The 22,108-nt window shown below is 54.8% G+C and carries 24 protein-coding genes and 1 other RNA gene; 9 read left to right on the top strand and 16 right to left on the bottom strand.

Features of this window, described 5'->3' with window-relative positions:
• The first annotated feature begins 69 nt into the window (after nt 1–69).
• Nucleotides 70–636: a maltose O-acetyltransferase gene (gene maa, locus MC50_RS14495; protein ID WP_032689205.1), complete on the top strand. Its 567-nt coding sequence runs from the start codon at nt 70–72 to the stop codon at nt 634–636.
• Here maa and MC50_RS28840 read toward each other — a convergent pair.
• A complete protein-coding gene (locus tag MC50_RS28840) occupies nt 608–742 on the bottom strand; it encodes a hypothetical protein (RefSeq protein WP_223306663.1) in 135 nt (44 codons plus the stop codon). The two genes, maa and MC50_RS28840, sit on opposite strands and share 29 nt — an antisense overlap.
• Here MC50_RS28840 and MC50_RS14490 point away from each other — a divergent pair.
• Nucleotides 736–1,206 carry a YlaC family protein gene (locus MC50_RS14490; RefSeq protein WP_004858780.1) on the top strand — a complete coding sequence of 157 codons (471 nt, stop codon included), beginning with the start codon at nt 736–738 and terminating at the stop codon, nt 1,204–1,206. The two genes, MC50_RS28840 and MC50_RS14490, sit on opposite strands and share 7 nt — an antisense overlap.
• On the opposite strand, the gene pdxR is transcribed toward MC50_RS14490, so the two are convergent.
• Complete coding sequence (gene pdxR, locus MC50_RS14485) at nt 1,181–2,632, bottom strand: MocR-like pyridoxine biosynthesis transcription factor PdxR (protein WP_047664238.1); 1,452 nt, start codon at nt 2,630–2,632, stop codon at nt 1,181–1,183. The two genes, MC50_RS14490 and pdxR, sit on opposite strands and share 26 nt — an antisense overlap.
• Before the next feature lie 101 nt (nt 2,633–2,733).
• On the opposite strand from pdxR, the gene MC50_RS14480 reads away from it, so the two are divergent.
• Nucleotides 2,734–3,444 (top strand): GNAT family N-acetyltransferase, encoded by a 711-nt coding sequence (locus tag MC50_RS14480; protein ID WP_047664237.1) that lies wholly within the window; start codon nt 2,734–2,736, stop codon nt 3,442–3,444.
• Here MC50_RS14480 and ykgO read toward each other — a convergent pair.
• The 3 genes from ykgO to MC50_RS14465 form a co-directional block, all read right to left on the bottom strand.
• Nucleotides 3,441–3,581: a type B 50S ribosomal protein L36 gene (ykgO, locus tag MC50_RS14475; RefSeq protein ID WP_003859006.1), complete on the bottom strand. Its 141-nt coding sequence runs from the start codon at nt 3,579–3,581 to the stop codon at nt 3,441–3,443. The genes MC50_RS14480 and ykgO overlap by 4 nt on opposite strands.
• Nucleotides 3,582–3,583: 2 nt before the next feature.
• Nucleotides 3,584–3,844, bottom strand: a complete 261-nt coding sequence (locus tag MC50_RS14470) for a type B 50S ribosomal protein L31 (RefSeq protein ID WP_032689208.1) — start codon at nt 3,842–3,844, stop codon at nt 3,584–3,586.
• A 117-nt stretch (nt 3,845–3,961) separates the two neighbouring features.
• Complete coding sequence (locus MC50_RS14465; protein ID WP_047664234.1) at nt 3,962–5,035, bottom strand: LacI family DNA-binding transcriptional regulator; 1,074 nt, start codon at nt 5,033–5,035, stop codon at nt 3,962–3,964.
• 269 nt (nt 5,036–5,304) lie between these two features.
• On the opposite strand from MC50_RS14465, the gene MC50_RS14460 reads away from it, so the two are divergent.
• On the top strand, nt 5,305–6,576 hold the full coding sequence (locus MC50_RS14460; protein ID WP_032689210.1) for a maltoporin: 1,272 nt from the start codon (nt 5,305–5,307) through the stop codon (nt 6,574–6,576).
• Nucleotides 6,577–6,716: 140 nt separating this feature from the next.
• Here the strand turns inward: MC50_RS14460 and MC50_RS14455 are convergent, their stop codons facing one another.
• The 6 genes from MC50_RS14455 to MC50_RS14430 all read right to left on the bottom strand — a co-directional run bounded on the left by MC50_RS14455 (nt 6,717) and on the right by MC50_RS14430 (nt 13,919).
• Nucleotides 6,717–7,031 carry a glucose PTS transporter subunit EIIB gene (locus tag MC50_RS14455; protein WP_047664233.1) on the bottom strand — a complete coding sequence of 105 codons (315 nt, stop codon included), beginning with the start codon at nt 7,029–7,031 and terminating at the stop codon, nt 6,717–6,719.
• 69 nt (nt 7,032–7,100) lie between these two features.
• The gene (locus tag MC50_RS14450) at nt 7,101–9,158 is read right to left on the bottom strand and encodes a beta-galactosidase (protein ID WP_047664230.1); all 2,058 of its coding nucleotides are present in this window, start codon (nt 9,156–9,158) and stop codon (nt 7,101–7,103) included.
• 31 nt (nt 9,159–9,189) lie between these two features.
• A complete protein-coding gene (locus MC50_RS14445; RefSeq protein WP_032696525.1) occupies nt 9,190–10,392 on the bottom strand; it encodes a glycoside hydrolase family 53 protein in 1,203 nt (400 codons plus the stop codon).
• Nucleotides 10,393–10,396: 4 nt separating this feature from the next.
• Complete coding sequence (locus MC50_RS14440; RefSeq protein ID WP_004858771.1) at nt 10,397–11,248, bottom strand: sugar ABC transporter permease; 852 nt, start codon at nt 11,246–11,248, stop codon at nt 10,397–10,399.
• Nucleotides 11,249–11,258: 10 nt separating this feature from the next.
• On the bottom strand, nt 11,259–12,566 hold the full coding sequence (locus MC50_RS14435; protein ID WP_032689213.1) for a carbohydrate ABC transporter permease: 1,308 nt from the start codon (nt 12,564–12,566) through the stop codon (nt 11,259–11,261).
• Nucleotides 12,567–12,686: 120 nt separating this feature from the next.
• Nucleotides 12,687–13,919 (bottom strand): extracellular solute-binding protein, encoded by a 1,233-nt coding sequence (locus tag MC50_RS14430; RefSeq protein ID WP_047664227.1) that lies wholly within the window; start codon nt 13,917–13,919, stop codon nt 12,687–12,689.
• 354 nt (nt 13,920–14,273) lie between these two features.
• Between MC50_RS14430 and MC50_RS14425 the strand changes: the two genes are divergently transcribed.
• From MC50_RS14425 to MC50_RS14415, 3 genes are all read left to right on the top strand, one after another.
• Nucleotides 14,274–15,383 (top strand): ABC transporter ATP-binding protein, encoded by a 1,110-nt coding sequence (locus MC50_RS14425; RefSeq protein ID WP_032689215.1) that lies wholly within the window; start codon nt 14,274–14,276, stop codon nt 15,381–15,383.
• Nucleotides 15,384–15,645: 262 nt separating this feature from the next.
• Nucleotides 15,646–17,220 carry an EAL domain-containing protein gene (locus MC50_RS14420; protein ID WP_032689216.1) on the top strand — a complete coding sequence of 525 codons (1,575 nt, stop codon included), beginning with the start codon at nt 15,646–15,648 and terminating at the stop codon, nt 17,218–17,220.
• A gap of 23 nt (nt 17,221–17,243) precedes the next feature.
• The gene (locus MC50_RS14415) at nt 17,244–17,789 is read left to right on the top strand and encodes a flavin reductase family protein (RefSeq protein WP_047664226.1); all 546 of its coding nucleotides are present in this window, start codon (nt 17,244–17,246) and stop codon (nt 17,787–17,789) included.
• A gap of 47 nt (nt 17,790–17,836) precedes the next feature.
• Here MC50_RS14415 and MC50_RS14410 read toward each other — a convergent pair whose 3' ends face one another.
• Nucleotides 17,837–18,190, bottom strand: coding sequence for a DUF1428 domain-containing protein (locus tag MC50_RS14410; RefSeq protein ID WP_032689238.1), 354 nt, complete (start codon nt 18,188–18,190; stop codon nt 17,837–17,839).
• Between the two features lie 92 nt (nt 18,191–18,282).
• The gene (yczE, locus tag MC50_RS14405; RefSeq protein ID WP_032689218.1) at nt 18,283–18,897 is read right to left on the bottom strand and encodes a membrane protein YczE; all 615 of its coding nucleotides are present in this window, start codon (nt 18,895–18,897) and stop codon (nt 18,283–18,285) included.
• 87 nt (nt 18,898–18,984) lie between these two features.
• On the opposite strand from yczE, the gene yczR reads away from it, so the two are divergent.
• Nucleotides 18,985–20,412, top strand: a complete 1,428-nt coding sequence (gene yczR, locus MC50_RS14400) for a MocR-like transcription factor YczR (protein ID WP_032696527.1) — start codon at nt 18,985–18,987, stop codon at nt 20,410–20,412.
• 132 nt (nt 20,413–20,544) lie between these two features.
• Here yczR and MC50_RS14395 read toward each other — a convergent pair whose 3' ends face one another.
• From MC50_RS14395 to ffs, 3 genes are all read right to left on the bottom strand, one after another.
• Nucleotides 20,545–20,760, bottom strand: a complete 216-nt coding sequence (locus MC50_RS14395) for a hypothetical protein (protein ID WP_004858752.1) — start codon at nt 20,758–20,760, stop codon at nt 20,545–20,547.
• Nucleotides 20,757–21,014, bottom strand: coding sequence for a hypothetical protein (locus MC50_RS14390; RefSeq protein ID WP_032696529.1), 258 nt, complete (start codon nt 21,012–21,014; stop codon nt 20,757–20,759). Before MC50_RS14390 ends, MC50_RS14395 begins: the two co-directional genes overlap by 4 nt.
• A 393-nt stretch (nt 21,015–21,407) precedes the next feature.
• An RNA gene (ffs, locus tag MC50_RS14385) (signal recognition particle sRNA small type) lies at nt 21,408–21,504 on the bottom strand.
• A gap of 267 nt (nt 21,505–21,771) precedes the next feature.
• Here ffs and MC50_RS14380 point away from each other — a divergent pair.
• Nucleotides 21,772–22,083 carry an MGMT family protein gene (locus MC50_RS14380; protein WP_032689224.1) on the top strand — a complete coding sequence of 104 codons (312 nt, stop codon included), beginning with the start codon at nt 21,772–21,774 and terminating at the stop codon, nt 22,081–22,083.
• Nucleotides 22,084–22,108 lie beyond the last annotated feature (25 nt).

Below are 22,108 nucleotides of genomic sequence, written 5' to 3'. Positions count from 1 at the left end.
AAAGTGCGCTCGTGAAACCGGTTTCTTTTTTATACTGTGACGCCTACCTACCTTAATCAGGAAAGCATCATGAGTGAAGAGAAACGTAAAATGATCGCCGGTGAACTGTATCAGGCCGGTGATGCCACGCTACGGGCAGACCGCCTGCGCGCCAGGCAATTGCTGCATCGCTATAACCATTCGGCTCCGGACGAGCGCGAATGGCGGAAAATATGTCTGACGGAACTGTTTGGCCGGGCAAGCGATGCTTATATTGAACCCACTTTCCGCTGTGATTATGGTTACAATATTTTCCTCGGCACCAATTTCTACGCAAACTTTGATTGCGTGATGCTTGATGTCTGTCCGATTCACATCGGTGATAATTGCATGCTGGCGCCCGGCGTCCATATCTATACCGCCACACATCCATTAGATGCCGCCGAACGCAACAGCGGCAAAGAATACGGTAAACCCGTTACTATCGGCCACAATGTGTGGATTGGCGGTCGGGCGGTCATTAATCCCGGGCTAACGATCGGCGATAATGCCGTCATTGCATCCGGTGCCGTAGTCGTGAAAGATGTTCCGGCCAATGCTGTGGTCGGTGGCAACCCGGCACAAATCATTAAGATGCTGACAGCGGAAAAAGCGTAACTGTTATGCTTTTCTGCAACTGATCTGTTACTTTCCCGAGAGATTCCCGCAACATAAAATAGCCTTCAGGCTGAGCCTTAGCAGAATTCGGGGACCAAGATGACAGAAATACAGCAACTGCTGACCAACACGATTGATGAGCTCAATGTGAAAGAGAAGCGCGACAACCGTCCGCGCTTTAGTATCAGTTTTATTCGCAATCATCCGTGGCTGTTCGTAGCAATGTACGCCGCGTTCCTGGCGACGTTCGTGGTCATGCTGACATCGGAAACGCTGGCCGATTCGGTTTGGCTACTGGTGGTTCTGTTCGCCCTGTTAAACGGCTTCTTCTTTTTTGACGTCTACCCGCGCTACCGCTACGAAGATATCGATGTCCTGGATTTTCGCGTTTGCTACAACGGGGAGTGGTACAACACGCGATACGTCCCTCAGCAGCTGATCGAGCGCATTATGCAGTCCCCCCGCGTGGCCGGCGAGCAGAAAACCCAGCTACAAAAAATGGTGGCGACCAAAGGTGAACTCTCGTTCTACGATATCTTCAGCCTCACCCGCGTCGATACCGCTCAATAAGACGATTCAACGTCCGCACTGCAGGGCCAAAATGCGAAGCGGACGTATTGCCATATCCCAGCACCAGCCCGCTTCGCGCGCGTCGAGTATCAAGGTAAAAGCGGCTTAATGCCGCCGGTGCTTGTTGATACTGTCGCGCCTGCTCCACCACCGCCCCATCGTCTATCCCGTCAATGGCCACCGTCAGGTGCAGTCCGCCCTCGCCACCGAGAATAGCAAAAGGTTGCGTCAGCTCCGCCGCCAGCACCTCGTGGAGCTGCTGCTGCCGCCGGCAATACAAACGCCGCATCGCCGCCAGATGACGCGCGTAATGCCCCTCTTCGATAAACAACGCCAGCGCTCGCTGCTCAGTCCGGTGCCCCCCGCGCAGCAGCGATCCCACGAATCCCTGAGCGGCTTGCGCCAGGGCGGGAGGCATCACCACGAAACCAATGCGCAGCGCCGGAAACAGCGTCTTGCTGAAGGTGCCGATATAGACCACCGGCGCCTGCTTCATCATCCCTGACATGGCCGGAACAGGTTCACCGCTGTAGCGAAACTCGCTGTCGTAATCATCTTCAACGATCCATGCATCATGCTGGCGGGCATATTCCAGCAGCGCCAGACGCCTGCCTGCGCTCATCACCGCGCCACAGGGATACTGATGCGAAGGAGAGGTAAAAATCAGCCGTGGCGGCGGGTTATTGTCCAAGTCCGGACGCATCCCTTCACCGTCAACCGGCATCCCTTTTATCTGTAACCCGGCTTTCATAAATACGCTCTTCGCGCCGGGATATCCTGGCTCTTCAACCCATGCGGTGTCACCCGCCACGCTCAGCAGATGGGTACACAGGTTGACCCCTTCGAGCGCGCCTTCGGTGATCACGATTTGCCGGGCGTCGCAGCGGATCCCGCGAGATAACGCCAGATGGCGGACAATCGCTTCCCGCAGCGCGAGTTCTCCCGCCGCCTCTCCGTAACCCAGCAGCGCGCTGCCCTCATCACGCAGCACCTTGTCGAGCAGCCGCCGCCAGAGCGGTAAAGGAAAATAGTTAATCGCCGGCGTGCCGGGAGTGAATGCCAGCGTCGGCGAATCGCGACGGGTGCCGGGAGGTAGTGCGAGCAGCCGCTCCGGCAGCGCAATGGTCAGCGGTAGCCCCTCTCGCTCACCGGAGGCGATCAGCGTCGCCACATGCGTTCCCTGACGACTGCGCTGCAGGTAGCCTTCCATGGCCAGTTGCTCCAGCGCCCCGTTGATCGTATTACGCGACAGATTGAGCCGCGTGGCGATAGCCCGTGAACCCGGCAGCCGGCTACCGCCTGCCAGCGCCCCTTGCAAAATCGCCTCGCGCAGCGTGCGATACAGCGTGCGCTGAAGGGTTTCATGACCTCGCCGGGACAAGGTGTGTTCCAGTAGTGTGAAGAAGGCATCATCAGGAATATTCATCGCGGCTCCTCGTGGCACCATAAAAACATACTCCGATGGCTCTTTTTATGGAACCAGTAAAACTTTAGTCTCACTGCATTCCCCCCAGATAAGGAGCCTCCATGCATCAACATAATTCGTTCGGACAACCCGTTGGCCAGGCCCTGCCCGACTGGCAGCCGCGCCCCTTTCCGCAACGTCAAATCCTACAGGGACGTGACTGCCGCCTGGAGCCACTGACTTCCGCCCACGCCTGCGCGCTCTTTGCCGCACATCAGCTGGCCCCGGATACCCGGAGCTGGACGTGGTTATTGCGCGAACCGGACAGCTGCGTGGAGACGTTCAGCGCCTGGATAGCCAGCGTGGAAAAGCTCAGCGATCCTCTCCATTTCGCCGTAGTGGATGAACGGACCCAACAGCCCGTCGGCTCCCTGGCACTGATGCGTATCGATGCCCAAAATGGCGTGATCGAAGTCGGACACGTGCACTTCTCGCCGCTGCTCAGTCGGACCGCAATGGCGACGGAAGCCCAGTGGCTTCTCATGCGCTATGTCTTCGACACGCTCGGCTATCGCCGCTATGAGTGGAAATGTAATAGCCTGAACGAACCTTCGCGCCGGGCGGCGCAACGATTGGGATTTCACTTTGAGGGGCGGTTTCGTCAGGCGTTAGTAATAAAGGGCCACAACCGCGATACCGACTGGTTTTCGATAATCGACAGCGAGTGGCCGCTGATTGATAAGGCGCTGCAGCGATGGCTGGCCACCGGGAACTTTAGCCCCGATGGTCAGCAGCGTGCCACGCTGGAGAGCTTCCGCGCATCGGCAGTTTAGCGTCTCTTCTTGCGTCCCTGTACGGCTTTAAAGCGAGGATTGCTTTTGCAGATAACGTACAGCCGCCCTTTGCGTTTCACAATCTGACAGTCAGGGTGGCGCTGTTTCGCACTGCGCAACGAGTTGAGTACCTGCATTCTTAGTTCCTTTTAGCATCAATAAAGCCGCCGAAGCGCTGGCGGAAACGTGCAGTGCTGCCTTCGCTGTTGAGGGCTTTCTGCTTACCGGTGTAATACGGGTGCGATTTGGACGACACATCGAGGGTGACATAAGGATAGGTCACCCCATCCAGTTCAATCACGCGCTCGGTCTTGATTGTCGAGCCCACTTTAAAATATTCATTCACGCTGGTGTCATGGAACACAACGGTACGATAATGCGGATGGATATTGTCTTTCATGATAACCTCAATAGATATGTTATAACATAACAATAAGGTTACGCCGCAAAAAGACAAAGATCAACCATGAGAAGCTCGGGGATGAAAAATCGAGCGGCGCAAACCGCCCGTGAGAGATTAAGGATTCAGTTGATGAGCAAGTGCACGCAGCTGTTCTGCAATGGCCTGTAGGTCTTTCCCCTGCTCCGTTTTTGGCCCGGTGGAATGACGCACTACCAGCCGGGCTGGCAGGATTGAAGAGGTATGCGAGGTTTCGCTATCGCCGCTATCAAGAATACGGCGTACGGCCTCTTTCCCCTGTAAATCCAGATCCAGCGACACGGTCGTCAGCGCCGGGTAGAAGAATGAGCTTTCATACGTATCATCGCAGCCAATTACCGACTTCTCACCGGGAATCGGCACCTGATGCTGGTGAAACGCGCTCAGTACCCCCAGCGCCATCTGGTCATTCCCCACCAGCACCGCCGTAAATTTCGGCGTCTCACGCAGCATCTGCAGCGCGCCCGCATAGCCGCTCTGCGCGTCCCAGTTACCGCGAATCACCGTCACCGGCTGTAGCCCGTACCCTGCCAGCGTCTCTATCCAGCTCTTCAGGCGCAATTTTGCCGAGACGGAGCTTTCCGGCCCGGCCAGCAGCGCAATCTCCCGATGGCCCATTTCATACAGATATTTGACGCTCGCGCGGGTGCCGTCAGCCGGATTAAACGAAACGTTAAACACGGAGCTGTAGGGATCGACATCGAGAAAGAGACAAACGATATCATCGTTGTCAGCCGCGATTTTCTGGGCCTGTTCGGTCTCCAGAGGCACGTTGATGATCACCTTATCAACCAGCTGGGACTTCAGCTCATTGATGGATTCCTGAATACTTTGATTGACGCTCTCATCAATCATAGAAATTAACACCTGATAACCTTCCACATTCGCATAGCGTTTTACCGCTGCGGCGACCTGAGAAGGCGCGTGCAACGACAGTGAAATCGTCACCAGACCGACGGTCCGACTTTGCTTGCCCACCAGCTGTTGAGCCAGGCGGTTAGGGACATACCGCAACAGCTCAATGGATTTCTCCACCTTACGACGCGTGGCCTCGGATACATTAGCAGATTTATTGAGCACCCTGGACACGGTCTGATAGGAGACGCCTGCATGACGCGCGACATCTTCTAAGGTTGCGCTTTTCGACTTCATGGTCCGGTTCCTTATGTTGTTATCCCTGGATTGTAACAGGGGCCATTTAAAAAAACGCGCCCTGCAACGTTACCATGCTAAAAAATGACAATAAAAGTATTACGCTCACAATACATCAAATTGTGAATGGACTCACTAACCGTAACAAATTGCGCCATTTTATTTGCAGTTAATCACACTATCACGATCATTAAATTGCCTGAAATTACGTTTAGGCATTTCATGACATCGTTAATGTGAACGTAATACAAAACAATAAGAGGATAGACATGAACACTACGCTGCGCACAGTCTCTGTTGCGTTGGCCGCCGCGCTGATTTCACCATCCGTGCTCGCGGCTTCCGCCTCTGTTCCTGGAATTGATTTTCATGGTTATATGCGTGCCGGGGTTGGGGTCTCCGGGGATGGCAGTCTGGCCGAATGGCAAAAAAACAAAATTGGTCGTCTGGGTAACGAATCCGATACCTATGGCGAGCTGGAGTTGGGTTCTGAGGTGTATAAGAAGGATGACGTCAGCTTCTATCTCGATAGCATGGTCAGCATGGTCTCTGACGGTTCTAACGATAACGAAACCACCCTCAATGACGACGCGCAGTTTGGCCTGCGTCAGCTGAACCTGCAAATTAAAGGCCTGATCCCCGGCGATCCTAACGCGGTAATTTGGGGCGGCAAGCGCTACTACCAGCGCCACGATCTGCACATCATTGATACCAAATACTGGAACATCTCCGGTTCCGGCGCCGGGATCGAAAACTATAGCTTAGGCCCAGGCGCCGTTTCACTTGCCTGGATCCGCGGTGACGCAAACGACGTCGATTACCGCGTCGATGGCGACAGCAACGTCAATATCAACTATGTCGATCTGCGCTATGCGGGCTGGAAACCGTGGTCAGGCGCCTGGACCGAATTTGGTATCGACTACGCAATGCCTAACACCACCAAAAAACAGGATAGCTACGGTGGGCTGTACGATGCCGATAACGGCGTGATGCTGACCGGTGAAATCAGCCAGGATATGCTGGGCGGCTACAACAAGCTGGTTCTGCAGTATGCAAATAAAGGGCTGGCGCAGAACATGGTCTCCCAGGGCGGCGGTTGGTACGACATGTGGAACTATGTCAACGATGCCACCGGCTATCGCGTGATCAACACCGGTCTGATTCCGATTACCGACAAATTCTCGATTAACCATGTGCTGACCTGGGGCTCCGCCGACGACATCACCGACTATACCAACAAAACGCGCTTACTCTCTCTGGTCGCACGCGGACAGTATCAGTTCACCGAGTATGTCCGTTTGATTGGCGAAGTCGGCGGTTTCTACCAGAAAGACAGCTATAAGAACAATACCGACTACAAACAAGCCGGCGAGAAATACACCATTGCGCTGGGTCTGGCCGATGGCCCGGACTTTATGTCACGCCCGGAATTACGTATTTTTGCCTCCTATCTCAATGATTCCGAGAATGGCAAACCGTTTGAAGATCAAACCGCCAGCAATACGTGGAACTTCGGTGTTCAGGTCGAAGCCTGGTGGTAAAAGTATTTTTGTTATCTGAACGTGTTTTATCTCCAGCTGTAAGGTCGTAATTACCCTCCGGTAATGATTATTGCCACTGTTGTCTTTGTCTTGTTTTCGGGATAACTCTATATGGAGTTATCCCTTTTTATTTATTACTTTTATTTCCGGCTAGTAAAATGCTCATCTAATAGTTGACGCAGGGTGTCAGACTGCTTGCCGAAAATAGCGTGAACCTGTTGCCCGAGAATAATTACGCCCAGCGCCCCTTGCTGCTGTAACGCCTGAGAATCGACAATCGCCAGATTATTAACCGTGACCCGCAAACGCGTAATACAGGCGTCGACATAAACAATATTCCCCTCCCCACCAAACGCCTGAATGAGATCCTGTAGCTGTTGCTTTTCAACATCACTTAACGGCACCGGTTGGCGAGGCTGGGCGAAATAATGCAGAAAGGATTTTAAACTGACCATCATGCACTCCTGATAATATCAAGGTAAAAAAAAGCCTGCTCGCAGGAGCAGGCTCAGATAACGCAGTGATTAGGCTTTGCGACTGAGAATACGGCAGTCCCACGCCGTTAAGGTCAACGGCGCGCTAATGGCCGCACCGGATAGACTGTCCTGATAACCCTGCGGCAGGTTTACGCTGTGCTGCTGCGCGCTGTAGTTCTGCAAGAAAACATAGGTCGTTTCGCCGTCGGTGCGTGCCGTGGCGACCACGCCCGGGGGAAGCTCACTCTCTATCGCCCGCGGTAAGGCCAGCTCCCGGCTGATGACCGCGAAGAGATCGCGCTGGAAAGCCAGGTCGTTGCGTGAGGCGACATGCCAGGCCTTCCCCTTGCCAAAATGATTCACCGTAACCGCCGGGCGGCCGGCGTAGAAATCATCACGATAGGTTGCCAGCGGTCGGGCGCTTTCGGCATGAATCAGCTCGCACAGATGGCGTACCTGATACGGCCCCTGTAACCCGCCTTCATTGCCTGCCAGCCCCTGAACCAGATTGCGCTCGCCGTCATTCAGACAATCAATCTCCTCCGCCCAAATGCCCAGCAGGTTGCGCAGAGGCCCAGGGAAACCGCCAAGATGACAAAGATCGGACTCATTAACGATTCCCGTCCAGTAGGTAGTCACCAGATGGCCTCCGCCGGCGACAAACGCTTCGGCACGCCCGGCAAAGCCGTCGCGAACCATATACAGCATCGGGGCGATAACCAGCTGGTAGGCGCTCAGGTCACCATCGGCATCGATGATATCGACCGCAATACCCTGCTCCCAGAATGGCCGGTAGTGTTCATTAACGGTATTTTCATACTCCATACCGAGATTGCGCGGGCCCTGCGCATCATCCAGCGCCCAGCGGTTTTGCTGGTCAAAGATAATTGCCACTTTGGCATCGGTACGACAGCCAACCACGCCAGGCAGGCGACTGAGCATCTCACCCAGCCGGCTCACTTCGCGGCCGACGCGGGTATCCAGATGACCGACGTGGTCAATGACCGCACCGTGGAATTTCTCCACCGAGCCACGGCTCTTACGCCACTGGAAATACTGAACTGAGTCTGCGCCGTGGGCGACAGCCTGCATTGAGGAGAGAATATGCATCCCCGGCTTTTTCAATTTACTGGTCGGCTGCCAGTTGGTGGCGCTCGGCGTTGATTCCATCAACACAAACGGCTTGCCGCCTTTCAGGCTGCGCATCATGTCATGGTACATCGCGGTATAGCAGGCCAGCGTGGTTTCATCTTTGTCGCGATGCCACATCGGATAGCTATCCCAGGAGATGAAATCCAGCGCCTGCGCCAGCTGCCAGTAGTCGTAATCGTAGAAATACTCCATGAAGTTGGTTGTCACCGGCAGGTCAGCATTCGCCGCCTTCAGCGGGGCAATCTCATGGCGGCAGAAGTCGGTGACCTGCGCCGTGTTAAAGCGACGCCAGTCGAGGTTCAGCCCGTGAATGGACACTTCCCCCTGCGGTGCCGGTGATTCAATCTGCGACCAGTCGCTGTAGGTGTGGCTCCAGAAGGTGCTCCACCAGGCGTGATTGAGGTTTTCCAGCGTCTGGTAGCGCGCTCTCAGCCAGTCGCGAAACCGCGCCTGACAGCGTTCACAATGGCAATCTCCGCCATATTCATTGGAAATATGCCAGCCGAGCACCGCCGGATGCTGTGCGTAGCGTTCCGCAAGCAGGCTGTTGATTTTAAAAACCTTCTCCCGATAAACCGGTGACGTCATACAGTGGTTATGCCGTCCGCCGTGCAGCGCCGGTACCCGGTCGCGTCCCACCCGCAGCACCTGCGGATAGGCCTGCGACAGCCAGGCCGGGCGCGCGCCGCTTGGCGTAGCCAGAAACACGTGAATACCGGCGGCAAACAGCTTATCCAGAATGCTGTCCAGCCAGCCAAATTCAAATACGCCTTCCTGAGGTTCAAGTTTGGCCCAGCTGAAAATCCCCACCGACATGACATTGCATTTAGCCTGCTGCATCATGGCAATATCTTGATCGATAATACCGGGATAATTCTCCCACTGCTCCGGGTTATAGTCAGCGCCATGCAATAATGCATCGACCTTCGGACTCAAAGGCGCAAATTTATTCATAATAAACATCCTGAAGTGTAAAACTTAACGATTAATTAAAGACTTTCGCTGAAGGTAATACTTTTCCCTGGCAATCAAACAACGCCTGATTTTCCCGGGCATTACCCTGTTTCCATTCATCGTGGATATATTTCATGCCCGCTGGCGTGGCCCAGGTATTTCCCGGCACGGCAATCCAGGTCGGTTCCCAATAAAAAATACCTTTCCCGCGCTGGTCGGGAACATCGGCAACGGCCTGCATTAAATCGTGAATATAATTATATTGTCCCTGTACCGTGGCCGGATATCCGCCCTCTTTTTCTTCTTTGGCCTGGAAACTGTTTTCTGCGCTATCGCAATTTTCCAGGGTATAGGCATAGGCGGCCTCCACGACTATCACATCTTTGTTATAGCGCCGGCTGATATCATCCATATTCGCTTTCAGCGCACCGATCGGGCCGTTCCAGTAGGTGTACATCGACAGGCCGATGATGTCGTACGGTACGTTGCGCTTGCTGATTTCATCAAACCACCAGCGGAAGGTATCGTTCTTCGTACCTTCAGCCAGATGAAGCATGATTTTCACCTGTTCGCCATTCTTCAGATTCTCTTTCAGACCGTCGATGGCCGCATTCAGCAGACCCGCCAGACGGTCAAATTCGCCGCCGCCCTGCCCCCAGCTTTTGCCTTCCGGCCACAGCATGCCCCCATTTATCTCATTGCCAATCTGCACCATATCCGGCAGAACGCCTTCCTGCTTAAAGCGGGCGATGGTGTCACGGGTGTAGTCGTGGATAGTCGTTTTCAGCTGCGGATAATCCATTTTTTCCCAGGCCTTCGGCTTGAATTGTTTACCCGGATCAGTCCAGAAATCGCTGTAGTGGAAATCCAGCAGTAGCTTCATGCCCTGCGCTTTTGCCCGCTTCGCCAGCGCCAGCGTTGCCGCCAGATCGTTATCACCGCCGCCGTAGCCCTGACCCTGCGCATCTTTCGGGTCAACCCACAGGCGCAGGCGGACATAGTTCACGCCATCGGCTTTCAAAATGGCGATCGGATCCTGCAGCTGGTTGTTGTGGTTATAAAACTTTGCCCCGTGCTTTTCCGCATCCAGCAGCGTGGAGATATCTGCGCCTTTAATAAAATCCGCAGGCATCGCGCGAAATGCGCGCGTTTGCAGCGCCTCGGCAGCCAGAGCAGAAGGGGAAAAACTGCATGCCAGACAAACAGCAAGCAACGCGGGTGTTAATCTTTTCATGGGGTTATCCTTTTGTACTGCCAGAGGTCAGGCCGGAAACAAAGTATTTTTGTAATGCCAGGTAGAGAATCGCGACCGGAACGGCAATCAGCACCGCGCCTGCCGCGTAGGTGGTATAGCTGGCGCCCATTTTTTGCGCGACCAGGTTGTACAGGCCGATCGGCAGCGTGTATTTGTCCGGCGTACGCAGGATGGTGCTCGACAAAATAAAATCGCCCAGCGGACCGGTAAATGAAAACAGCGCCACCACCGCGAGAATCGGTTTTGACAGCGGCATGATTATCTCGAAGAAGATACGGAAGCTGCTGGCGCCGTCCATTCTTGCCGACTCATCCAGATCTTTCGGGATCGCGTCGAGATAGCCCTTCATCAGCCAGGTATTCATCGGGATCATGCCGCCAACGTAGATCAACACCAGCGCCAGATGGCTGTTGATCAGCCCCAGCAGCTGCGAGAGTACGAAGATCGCAATCAGCGCAGAAAACTGCGGGATCATCTGCAGCAGCAGGAACAACATCAGCCCGTTCTGCCGCCCTTTAAAGCGAAAGCGGGAAAAGGCGTAGGCGGTAAAACTGACGCTGATTAAAGTCAGCACCATGGTCATGAAGCTGATTTTCATCGAGTTCCAGTACCAGGTCAGGTAGTTCACATTGCCGTTGAACAAGTCGGCATAGTGCTGGAATGACAGGTTCTCCGGAATAATCGAGGTGCTGAGCAGGCTGTTTCCGGCATTCAGCGACGCGCCGACGGTCCAGACCAGCGGATAGATAATCACCACCGAGACCAGGATAACAATCAGCCAGGTGAGTGACAGGCGAATCCACTTTTCGCGTTTAATACTGGGTGATTTAGCCATGTTGCTTCCCTTACGCCATGTCGTCGTTTTTGAAGGATTTGGTGGCGCGGAACTGCCACAGTGCCAGGCCGACGACAAAAATCGACAGCAGGATAGTAATGGTCGCCGCAATGGCATATTGCGAAGACGACATCGTCAGTTTGTAGATCCACGACACCAGAATATCCGTCCCGCCGGCGTTCGAACCGGCGACCGCTGGCCCGCCGTTGTTGAACAGGTAAATGATGTTGAAGTTGTTAAAGTTGAAGGTGTACTGGGTGATAATGATCGGCGCGATCGAGTACAGCACCAGCGGCAGCGTAATGGTCCGCAGGCGGGTAAACGCGCTGGCTCCGTCCATGGTCGCGGCTTCATAAAGGTCGTCAGGAATCGCCTGCAGCACGCCGGTGGTCATGGCGAAGACAAACGGGAAGCCCAGCCAGGTTTGCATCATGATCAGCGCAGTTTTCGTCCAGAACGGATCGGTCAGCCACGCCTTCGGGCCAATGCCGAAGAACGACAGAATCGCGTTGTTGATCACCCCAAACGAGTCGTTAAACATCCCCGCAAACACCAGGATAGTGACAAAGCCCGGAACCGCCCACGGCAGGATAAAAATGGTGCGAATCATCGGCTTAAAGCGCAGATCTTTCTGGTTCACCAGGATTGCCAGCAGCACACCGACGGTGCATTGCAGGGTCGTCGCCAGCAGCGTCCACACCACCGTCCACTGCAGCACGTCAAAGAAGGTCGAGCGCCAGATAGAGAGCGTGAAAATATTGATAAAGTTTTTAAAACCCACCCAATCCACCAGCTTCGCCGGCGGCGTGTGGTAGAGGTTGTAGTTGGTGAACGCGATGGCAAAGCCAAAGAGAATCGGGAAGATGACGACGAACACCAGCAGAATAAAGCCGGGGCTGATCATCAGATAGGGAAACCCCTGGTTCAACAGCATCTGATACTGTTTGCGCACGCTGTTCAGCGCCACGCCTTCATCGCGCTTTTTGCCGTTAACCCAGGCATCGCGCAGCGAAAGAGAGTAAATGAGCAGGCCAAAAGCGACGATCAGCACGCTGATGATCCCTTCCGCCAACAGGAAAATGGAGTTATCCCGCGGGACTTCCTCACCCAGGGTGTAGAGCCCCCACAGTCCTTCTTGCAGGAAGTCATAAAAAACGCCCATGAAACTGCTCAGCAGAACCAGGAAGACAAGCCCCTTCAGCCACTGGCGATGATAAAACTGGCCAAAACCCGGCACGACAGCCAGCAGCAGGCCGCACCACGCATGACGACCTGCGCCGCGCGACTCGGCAATATTTTCGCTGGGATTGATAATCACACACCACTCCTTCTGAAAACGGGAGGTCCTCCTCCCGCTTTTTTACATCTATGCCCTGATAATCCGGGTAACAGGTCAGCGGCCAACGCGCCTGTTACCTTACAATGACGGACATCGCGATTACTGGTTGCTGGCCTGCATAGCCTCGATCTGCATCTTGATCTGTTTCTCTGCATTATCGAGCGCCGCCTGCGGCGGCTGTTTGCCGGTCAGGCTGAGCTCCAGCGCCGCGTTCGCCGGCCCCCACACTTCGCCCATTTCCGGGATCCCCGGCATCGCCGTGGCGCGAGCGGATTGCACCGCCACCGCGCTGGCTTTCTCGTCATTCTTGATAAGCGGATCGTCAATCATGGCTTTCAGCGCCGGGATCTCGCCGGTTGCCACATAGCGCGCCTTCACGTACTGAGGCTGGTTGATAAACTCAATAAACTGCTGCGCCAGCGCTTTGTCTTTGCTCCAGGTCGACACCACGTAACCTTTTACGCCAAGGAACGAGCTCATCGGTTTGCCGTCTGGCAGCATCGGCAGCGGCGCGACGCCGTAGTTAATCCCCGCCGCTTCGTACGGCTGGAACGCCCATGGACCGTTGATCACCGCCGCCGCTTTCTTCTCCGTGAATAACGAATCGATGGCATTCAGCCCGTTATCTCCGAGGATCCCCGCCGGGAAGACCTTGTCGCTATAGAATTTTTTCAGGAAGGTAACGGCTTCGACCGCGCCGGGTTTATTCAAACCGACGTCCTGCGGATTAAAACCGCCCTTCTCGTTTTTGCCAAAGATATAGCCGCCCATCGGACCAATCGCGCCCCAGCTGTAATAGATCTGATCGAACTTGGCCAGCAGGCCATATTTGTTCTCCGCCCGCTGCGCTTTCGAATAGTCGAACCACGCCTGCAGGCTATTCAGCGGTTTGTCGATCAGCGCTTTGTTGTAAATCAGCACCAGGGTTTCCACCGCTTTCGGCACGCCATACAGCACGTTATCCATCCGGAAGGCATTAATTGACGCCGGGGTGAATACCTCCTGCTTCGCCTGATCCAGCGTCAGCGGCGACAGCAGCCCCTGCACTACCGCTCCCCCGAGCTGGTCATTGGGGATCACCAGCACATCCGGGCCAATGCCGGCAGGGCCATCAAGGCGCAGCTTTTCCAGCTGTTGTGCATAGGGCATCTCCTGCACGTTGACCTTAACGTCGTACTGTTTTTCAAAATCGCCGATCGCCGCTTTAATCCCGTCGGATTTTTTGATGTCTTCCCAGACGTTCAGCTGACCGGCGGCATGGGCCTGCAGGCTGACAAGCTGCCCGGCAGCCAGAGTCGTGAGGATAAGTGCAGCAAGGATGTTCTTTTTCATTATCAACCTCATGTGAAGGTATAACAATTTATTGGTTTTTATTTGATAACTTCATTTATCACTGTGTATGAACCAACTGATAAATGGCGACTTACAACGCTAAATCCAGTTTTTCCTGATTTGTTATACGCTACGCTTTGAAGGCGTATAAAACTACACCAGACTACCAGTTGTGTGATCGTGATTGCAGAAATGAAACATCGATGTAGGGCTCAAAAATACGGGAAGTTATAGTCATTCCATGATTTCAGCGCTGTTGAGCATTGTTGAGCCTGGTTGTTACACGTAATACAAAAAACCGCTACAACCCTAATCCCAACGGCAAATAACGATTACTAACCCCGGGGAATGTTGATGTCCAATATACGACTGAGGAATGTCACCAAACGGTTTGGTACTACCGTGACGCTGCACCAGGTCAATCTTGATATCGAAGACGGTGAATTTGCGGTCTTTGTCGGGCCATCCGGCTGCGGGAAATCGACCCTGCTGCGGATGATTGCCGGACTTGAGGAGGTCAGCGATGGCGAGGTGCTGATCGGCGATGAGGTGATGAATGATGTGGTGCCCGCCCATCGCGGCGTGGCCATGGTTTTCCAGTCCTATGCGCTCTATCCGCACATGACGGTGGCGGAAAATATGGGCTATGGCCTGAAGGTCAATAAAGTGCCGAAGGACGAAATTCGTCGTCAGGTCGAAATGGTGGCCAAAACGCTACAGCTGACCCATCTGCTGGATCGCAAACCAAAACAGCTCTCCGGCGGCCAGCGTCAGCGTGTGGCAATCGGCCGCGCCATCGTACGTAACCCGCGGGTGTTTATGTTTGATGAGCCGCTCTCGAACCTGGATGCGGAGCTGCGCGTCGAGATGCGTCTGCACATCGCCAAACTGCACCATGAGCTGAAAACCACCATGGTGTATGTCACCCACGATCAGGTGGAGGCGATGACCCTGGCCGATAAAATCGTGGTGATGAACTACGGGAAAGTCGAGCAGATGGGATCGCCGATGTCGCTGTACTACAACCCGGTCAACCGGTTCGTCGCCGGTTTTATCGGCTCTCCGAAAATGAACTTCCTGCCCGCCACGGTCAGCGCCTGGCAGCCGGGTCAGCTCACCGTACAGATGGCGCAGCAGCATAGCCTGACGCTGAATATCACCACCTCGCCGCTGCAACCCGGTGACGCGGTGACGCTGGGGATTCGCCCGGAACACCTGTCGACCGACGTTCGCAGCGGTACGGTAGTGGAGTTTCAGTGTGAAGTGGTTGAACGCCTGGGGAACAACACCTACTTGTTCGGCCAGTGCTATGGCCATGACAACGTGAAAATTCTGCTGCCCGGCGATGTGCACTTCCGCCCGTGGCAGAAAATCGACGTCGCCTTTGACGACCGCTTCTGTATGGTTTTCGATGAAAACGATCTGCGGATCAGCGCCGATATTACTGCGCCAGATGCTCATTAAAAAACATCTGGCTGTCATGATTACGCTGTAAACTGAACCTGGATGCTGATAACGCAAGCTATCGGCATGCCAGCTCCAGCCCTCGTTTTAATCCGCGCCGCTCATTGCCTCGACCGCTGCGGATCATCCACTGTTAGCCCGATATCCGCGCCATGTCGTGATTCGGGCATTTTTTAAATCCAATAATAATTGTCGCTCGTCTGCGACCTTTCTCCGCTATCGGATATACTGATCAAACCCCCAATAACATAAGGATATGCGCATGACGACCAGGAATCTGGTGAGTCTGGTAACCGGGGTATTGATACTCGCCGTCATTGTGCCGATAGCCTTAAGCATCTGGCTGGCGACCAACCAGGCAAAAATACTGTTTTATTCCGAGCTGGATAACTACTCTTCCCGCGTGCTGATGCGCATCCAGCAGGTGGCGAGCCAGGCACGAGAAGCGCTGCAGGAAGCCGATGCCCACAGCGCAGCCGCCTGCAGCCCACAGCATCTGCTCGCGATGCGCCGAATCGCCTATACCCACCGCTATGTGCAGGAGGTGCTTTGGCTCAAAGGTTCGGTGCCGCAATGTTCTTCTCTTGAAGATCGCAGTCCCCCAGTCTCCTTTCCTGACCCCGATCACATCACCACCGACGGTTATCGGGCCTGGCTCACTTCAGTCAACGATCTCGGCCTGAAGCGCAAAATGACGGCGCTAGGCAGTAAGAATCATGTCGTGATGATCGATCCCGCCTCATTTATCGATATCATTTCGCCCGGCCAGGAAAATATTCATGCGATTCTGTTTGGCACCAAAGACAAGCAGGTGATTACCAGCAGCGAGCCTCTCAACCCGGTGGTCTGGGAGCAAATCAAGCACCTGGATGGCCAGACGCTCACCGTCGACAACACGGTTTATCGCCTCCATCGTATTCCAGAACTGGGGCTGGCTATCGCCACCTGGTCATCCACGCTACCGCTGCAGGAAAAATTCCGCCACCAGCTGGTGCTGTGGCTTCCCCTCGGCCTGTTTATCAGTCTGCTGACCTCATTTTTGCTACTGCGACTACTGCGCACCTTACGCTCTCCACGCTATGGGATGCTGGATGCGCTGCACTCCGACGCGATTCGGGTCCATTACCAGCCCATCGTCTCGTTGAAGGAGGGCAAAATCGTCGGCGCCGAAGCCCTGGCGCGCTGGCAGCAGCCCGACGGCAGCTTTTTATCGCCGGATATTTTTATTCCGCTTGCCGAAGAGACCGGGCTCATTACCCATTTAACTGAAGATATTGTGCGGAAAATTTTCGCCGAGCTCGGCCCGTGGCTGCACACGCATCCGGAACTCCACATTTCGATTAATCTGTCGGTCGACGATCTGCGCTCACCTACTCTGCCAGCGCTTCTGGCCGATCGGCTACAGCAGTGGGAGATCGCGCCTGCGCAAATTACGCTTGAGCTGACGGAGCGCGGTTTCGTCGATCCCGAAACCACTCTGCCGGTGATCGCCCGCTATCGTCAGGCGGGACACAGCATTTCGATCGATGACTTCGGGACCGGTTATTCCAGCCTCAGCTACCTGCAAAAACTGGATGTCGATACCCTGAAAATTGACAAATCCTTCGTCGATACCCTCGAATATAAGCCGCTGACGCCGCATATCATCAAAATGGCAAAAGCGCTCCATCTGGCCACCATTGCCGAAGGCGTCGAAACAGCAGAACAGCGCGACTGGCTGTGTCGCCACGATGTGCTCTACGCCCAGGGCTGGCTGTACAGTCCGGCATTACCGAAAGAGCAGTTTATTCTGTGGGCGGAAAATAACCTTAAAGCGCATGCGCTACGCTTAAGGTAAATCCATGAAGGGAGAGCTCCCTGATGCAAAAACATCCCTGGCCTTTACACGATGTGCGCCACTGGCTGGAACCCGGCGCGGTCGTCTTAATCAGCAGCCGCTGGCAGGATCGAAATAATATCATGACCCTTGGCTGGTATACGGTGCTGGAGTTTTCCCCCTCGCTGGTAGGGTGCATGATTTCCGCCGGCAACATCAGTTTCGACATGATTCGCCGCAGCGGGGAGTGCGTTATCAACCTGCCTGACGCCGCCATGGCGGAGACGGTCGCCAGAATCGGGAACTGTGACGGTGACACGGTAGACAAGTTTGCTGCCTTCCGTCTCACCGCGGAAGCCAGTGAACAGGTGTCCGCGCCGTCAATTGCCGAATGCCACGCCAGTTTTGAATGCCGGCTCTTCGACGCTGCGCTGGTGGACAGCTATAACTTCTTTATTTTTGAAGTGGTGGCGGCAAACGTAAAACCGCAGCCCAGGTGGCCACAGACACTGCACTATAGCGGCGGCGGTCTGTTTCGTACCGACGGCGACGTGCGCGATTATCGCCACCTGTTTACCAAAGTATCCTGACCACGCCACTGCCGCCCCCTTCCACAGGAAAGGGACGGCGGGGCAGATTATTCATCCAGTAACGGCAGGAAGCCGCCGAAAATCATTCGCTTACCATCAAACGGCATGCTATCGCCTAACGCTTTCATCCTTGGGTCGGCCATCATGGTGGCATTCGCCGCATCGCGCACCTCTTTTGACGGATATTCTATCCAGCTGAACACGACCTCTTCGTCGCTCCCGGCTTTCACCGCCATGCGAAAATCGGTGAGCTTACCGTCCGGCACATCGTCCGCCCAGCACTCCACCACCCGTAGCGCACCAAACTCTTTAAACAGCGGTGCGGCCTTTGCTGCCAGCTCGCGATAGGCCTCCTTATTTTTCGCGGGCACGGCAACGACAAAACCATCAACGTACTTCATGAGTATGATCTCCGAAGTGAACAGCGCGACCGGCGAACCCGACCGCATCTGTAAGGCTAAGTTTAGCCCTCATCCCTTATTACGGGATAAAATCAGGAGACCGCCTCACCGGTAGCGGTGACCGTTTTGCGCACCGTCGGCTGGCGAAACCAGGGTAAACACAGCTGGATAAGCGGCCCAATCGTCAGCGCATAAAGCACGGTACCGACGCCAACGGTACCACCCAGCGCCCAGCCGATCGCCAGCACCGATAGTTCAATGACGGTGCGGATCCCCCGCAAAGACCACCCGGTACGGGCATGCAAACCGGTCATCAGTCCATCACGCGGTCCGGGGCCAAAACCGGCGCCAATATACATCCCCGTGGCCAGAGCATTCAGTACGATGGCGCCGATCAGCATCAGGCTGCGCAGCACCAGCGACTCCATTGGCGGCAGGACGGCCAGCGTCGCGTTTGCCGCCAGCCCCAGCACAATCACATTGCTGACCGTTCCCAGACCCGGCATTTGACGCAGCGGGATCCACAACAGCAGCACCGCGGCCCCGGTCAGAATAATCACCGTGCCAAAATCGAGGCCAAACTGCTTACCGACGCCGAGATGAAAAACATCCCACGGATCGGCACCCAGATTGGCATGAACAAACAACGCGGTCGACACGCCGTACAGAACAAGACCGATATAGAGCTGCACTAATCGACGTAACATTTTTTACCTCTGGATGATTGCGGACCTCGCCATCATCAGCAAAAATGGATTGATAATTAATGGCCAGTTTTTTAAAAGTGGATCGCTATGGTTTCTCGTCGCTTCGGTACGCAATCGCTGGTACGCCTGCTGGGCCACTGGCAAGAGTCTTCGACCCGAACGCCGCTCTGGCGCCAGCTGGCGGACGCCCTGCGTCTGCTGATTCTTGATGGTCGCCTGACGCTGGAAACGCGGCTCCCGGGCGAACGGGAGCTGGCCGCGGCCCTGAACGTCAGCCGCACCACCATCGCCAGCGCGCTCGGCCAGCTGCGTGAAGAGGGTTATCTTTACAGTCGTCAGGGAAGCGGTTCGCGTATCGCGCTGCCGGAACGAGCGGACACGGTGACAACAGCGGACTTCCGTCCATCATCGGTCAATCTGGCCACCGCCGCCCTGAGCGCCGGACCAGAGATACACCAGGCCTATCATCAGGCCCTGACGATGCTGCCGCAACATCTGTCCCATACCGGTTACGACCAGCACGGGCTGCCGGTATTGCGGGAGGCGATAGCCCGCCGCTACTGCGAACGAGGTCTTCCAACCCGCAGCGAGGAAGTGATGATTGTGAACGGCGCGTTGAGCGCATTTTCGCTGGTGCTTCGCCTGCTAACCGGGCCTGGCGACCGCGTGGTGATTGACGCGCCGTCCTATCCCATGGCGATCAGCGCCATTCAGGGCGCCTCCTGTCGGCCGGTCGGCGTCGCCCTGCCGCAGCACGGCTGGGACTGCGACGGACTGGCGGCAACCATTGCGCAAACCGCACCGCGGCTGGCCTGGCTGATGCCTGATTTCCACAATCCTACCGGCCGTTGTATGGATAGCGCGACCCGCCAGCGAGTGGCCGATATGGCAGCGCAAACGCGTACGACGCTGGTGGTCGATGAGACAATGGTGGATTTATGGTACAACGCCCCGCCGCCGCCGCCGCTGGCGGCCTTCAACGCCGAGGCACCGGTGATAACAATTGGCTCGGCCGGAAAAAGCTTCTGGGGGGGATTACGTATCGGCTGGATCCGCGCTTCCTCACGCACCATCGCCTCGTTAGTCCAGGCCCGGGATTCACTCGACCTGGGCACTCCGCTGCTTGAACAGCTGGCCTGCAGCTGGCTGTTCGAAAATGATCGGGCCTGGCTCCCGGCGCGTCGAGCAATGCTGGCCGCACGCCGTGATATGTGTGGTGCGCTCATGACGGAATACTTTCCCCACTGGCGCTTCACATCGCCTGAAGGCGGACTGTCATTTTGGGTGGAATTACCGGGCATGCTGGCGACGCTCTTCTCAGCAAGAGCGGAGAGTATCGGGATTCATATTGGTACCGGAACGCGCTTCGGCCTGGCTGGCGCCTTTGACCGCTACTTGCGTTTACCTTTCACCCTGGACGATGAGGAGTTGCGCAACGCCTTTACGACCCTGCAGCCAGTCTGGGCGGGTCTTACGCAGCAGAATGAAAATACGCGAATGCGTAAAATAATATAATAAAATATCGACGGGCTGGATTCAGCCCGTCAAAAACCATCATCCATGACGCATATGAGATGTTTTTTATAAATTGCACTTCATGATGTCATTGCTATATGTCAGCCCGATGACATCAATGAATAAATTTCATTAATGCTGGCGTGGGATGGGAAAACTTTTTAACGAGATAATAAAACCATCTTCATCTTTTTTTATTTTCGCCCCGGTATCACACCAGTCGGAGGCAATGCGAAAGAACTCATCACTACCGATATTCCAGTTGAGGCGAACATGCTTAACATACCCTGAACGTAACAAGTCGCAGGCTTCGCTATAGTTGCTGGCTGTAGAGAGTTGTTGTTTCATTTTTTCTTCTTCAGAATTTTTCTTAATGCTTTGATTTCTTTAGGGGTTAATGGAGAAGCTTCTTCTTCGGTATGCTGGCTATCGATATCCTCTTCCGAAACCCCCGCCTCACCTGCTGAATCTGCCATTTGAAATGCCAGAAGCAGCAGTTTCTCCGTTGCAGTACCCAGATTCTCGTTATTTACTTCCGCATAATGACGCAGCTTTTCTTTTAACTCCGCATCAATTTTTACGTTCAAAACTACTGTAGTCATCGTCATGCTTCCCGTGCAATAAATTTATCATAATTAATACACGAAGTTAACAAACTGATCCAGACATATATTTTCAGCTGCCGAACAGGCAATAAATGCCCAGAGATAATCTGCCAGTTATTTGTGACATGAAAATGACATTACTATTTCACTATTATTTCAAATTTATGACATATATTTTTAAAGCATAAACCGGGGGTATTTTTAGAGGCGATACTGGCAGGCACTATGATCCTTAAACTATCCGCTATTCTTCGTGCTGGCACGATTCGGGAGCAGAATAATCAGGGAAAAGCAGTCCAACATCCAGGATGCGAAAGCGGTTTTTTTGCTGTGTGCAGGAGCACGAGAAAAACAAAGAAAGAAACAGGGATCCCCAGAATTGGGTGGGGGCCCTGCCAGCTACATCCCGGCACACACGTCGTCTGCTCTGGCTGCTTCCTTCCGGATCTGACCTGGTAAACAGAGTAGCGTTGCGGGAGAACCAACAGAGCCCCCATTGAGAGCGTCGTTATCCAACGCGCAGCCGCATTATCCCTACTGGACCGACGAATTGCAAGCTAACCCCAACCGGATGCTGGTTTATTGTGCAGCGCCGGGCGAAAAGCTTCCTGTACACCCCTGGCAAGACCGGCAACGCTGCGTCGCCTCCGCTTGCGACGCTCGCTTCCACGGTCGTGAAACCTGGATAGCCCCGACGCTGTACAGCCACTCGGTCAGCGCTTATTCTGAGCCTTTCCGGTTTACAGGACGCACGATGGATTCTCACGACACTTTTCCCCGGCGGGTCTGGCAAATTGTGGCCTCAATTCCGCAAGGTTACGTCGCCACCTATGGCGATATAGCACGGCTGGCGGGTTCACCCCGTGCGGCACGCCAGGTTGGTGGGGTCCTCAAGCGCCTGCCTGAAGGCTCCACGCTTCCCTGGCACCGGGTGGTCAACCGCCACGGCGACATTTCCCTTACTGGCCCGGATTTGCAGCGCCAGCGCCAGGCGCTGCTGGCTGAAGGTGTTCAGGTGTCCGGCAGCGGCCATATCGATCTGCAGCACTATCGCTGGATTTACTGAAGATAAAAAAAATGCCCCTCGGCAG

The organism is Klebsiella planticola (assembly GCF_000783935.2).
In the GTDB taxonomy this organism is placed as follows: domain Bacteria; phylum Pseudomonadota; class Gammaproteobacteria; order Enterobacterales; family Enterobacteriaceae; genus Klebsiella; species Klebsiella planticola.
This window is presented reverse-complemented; position numbering and strand designations above follow the sequence as displayed.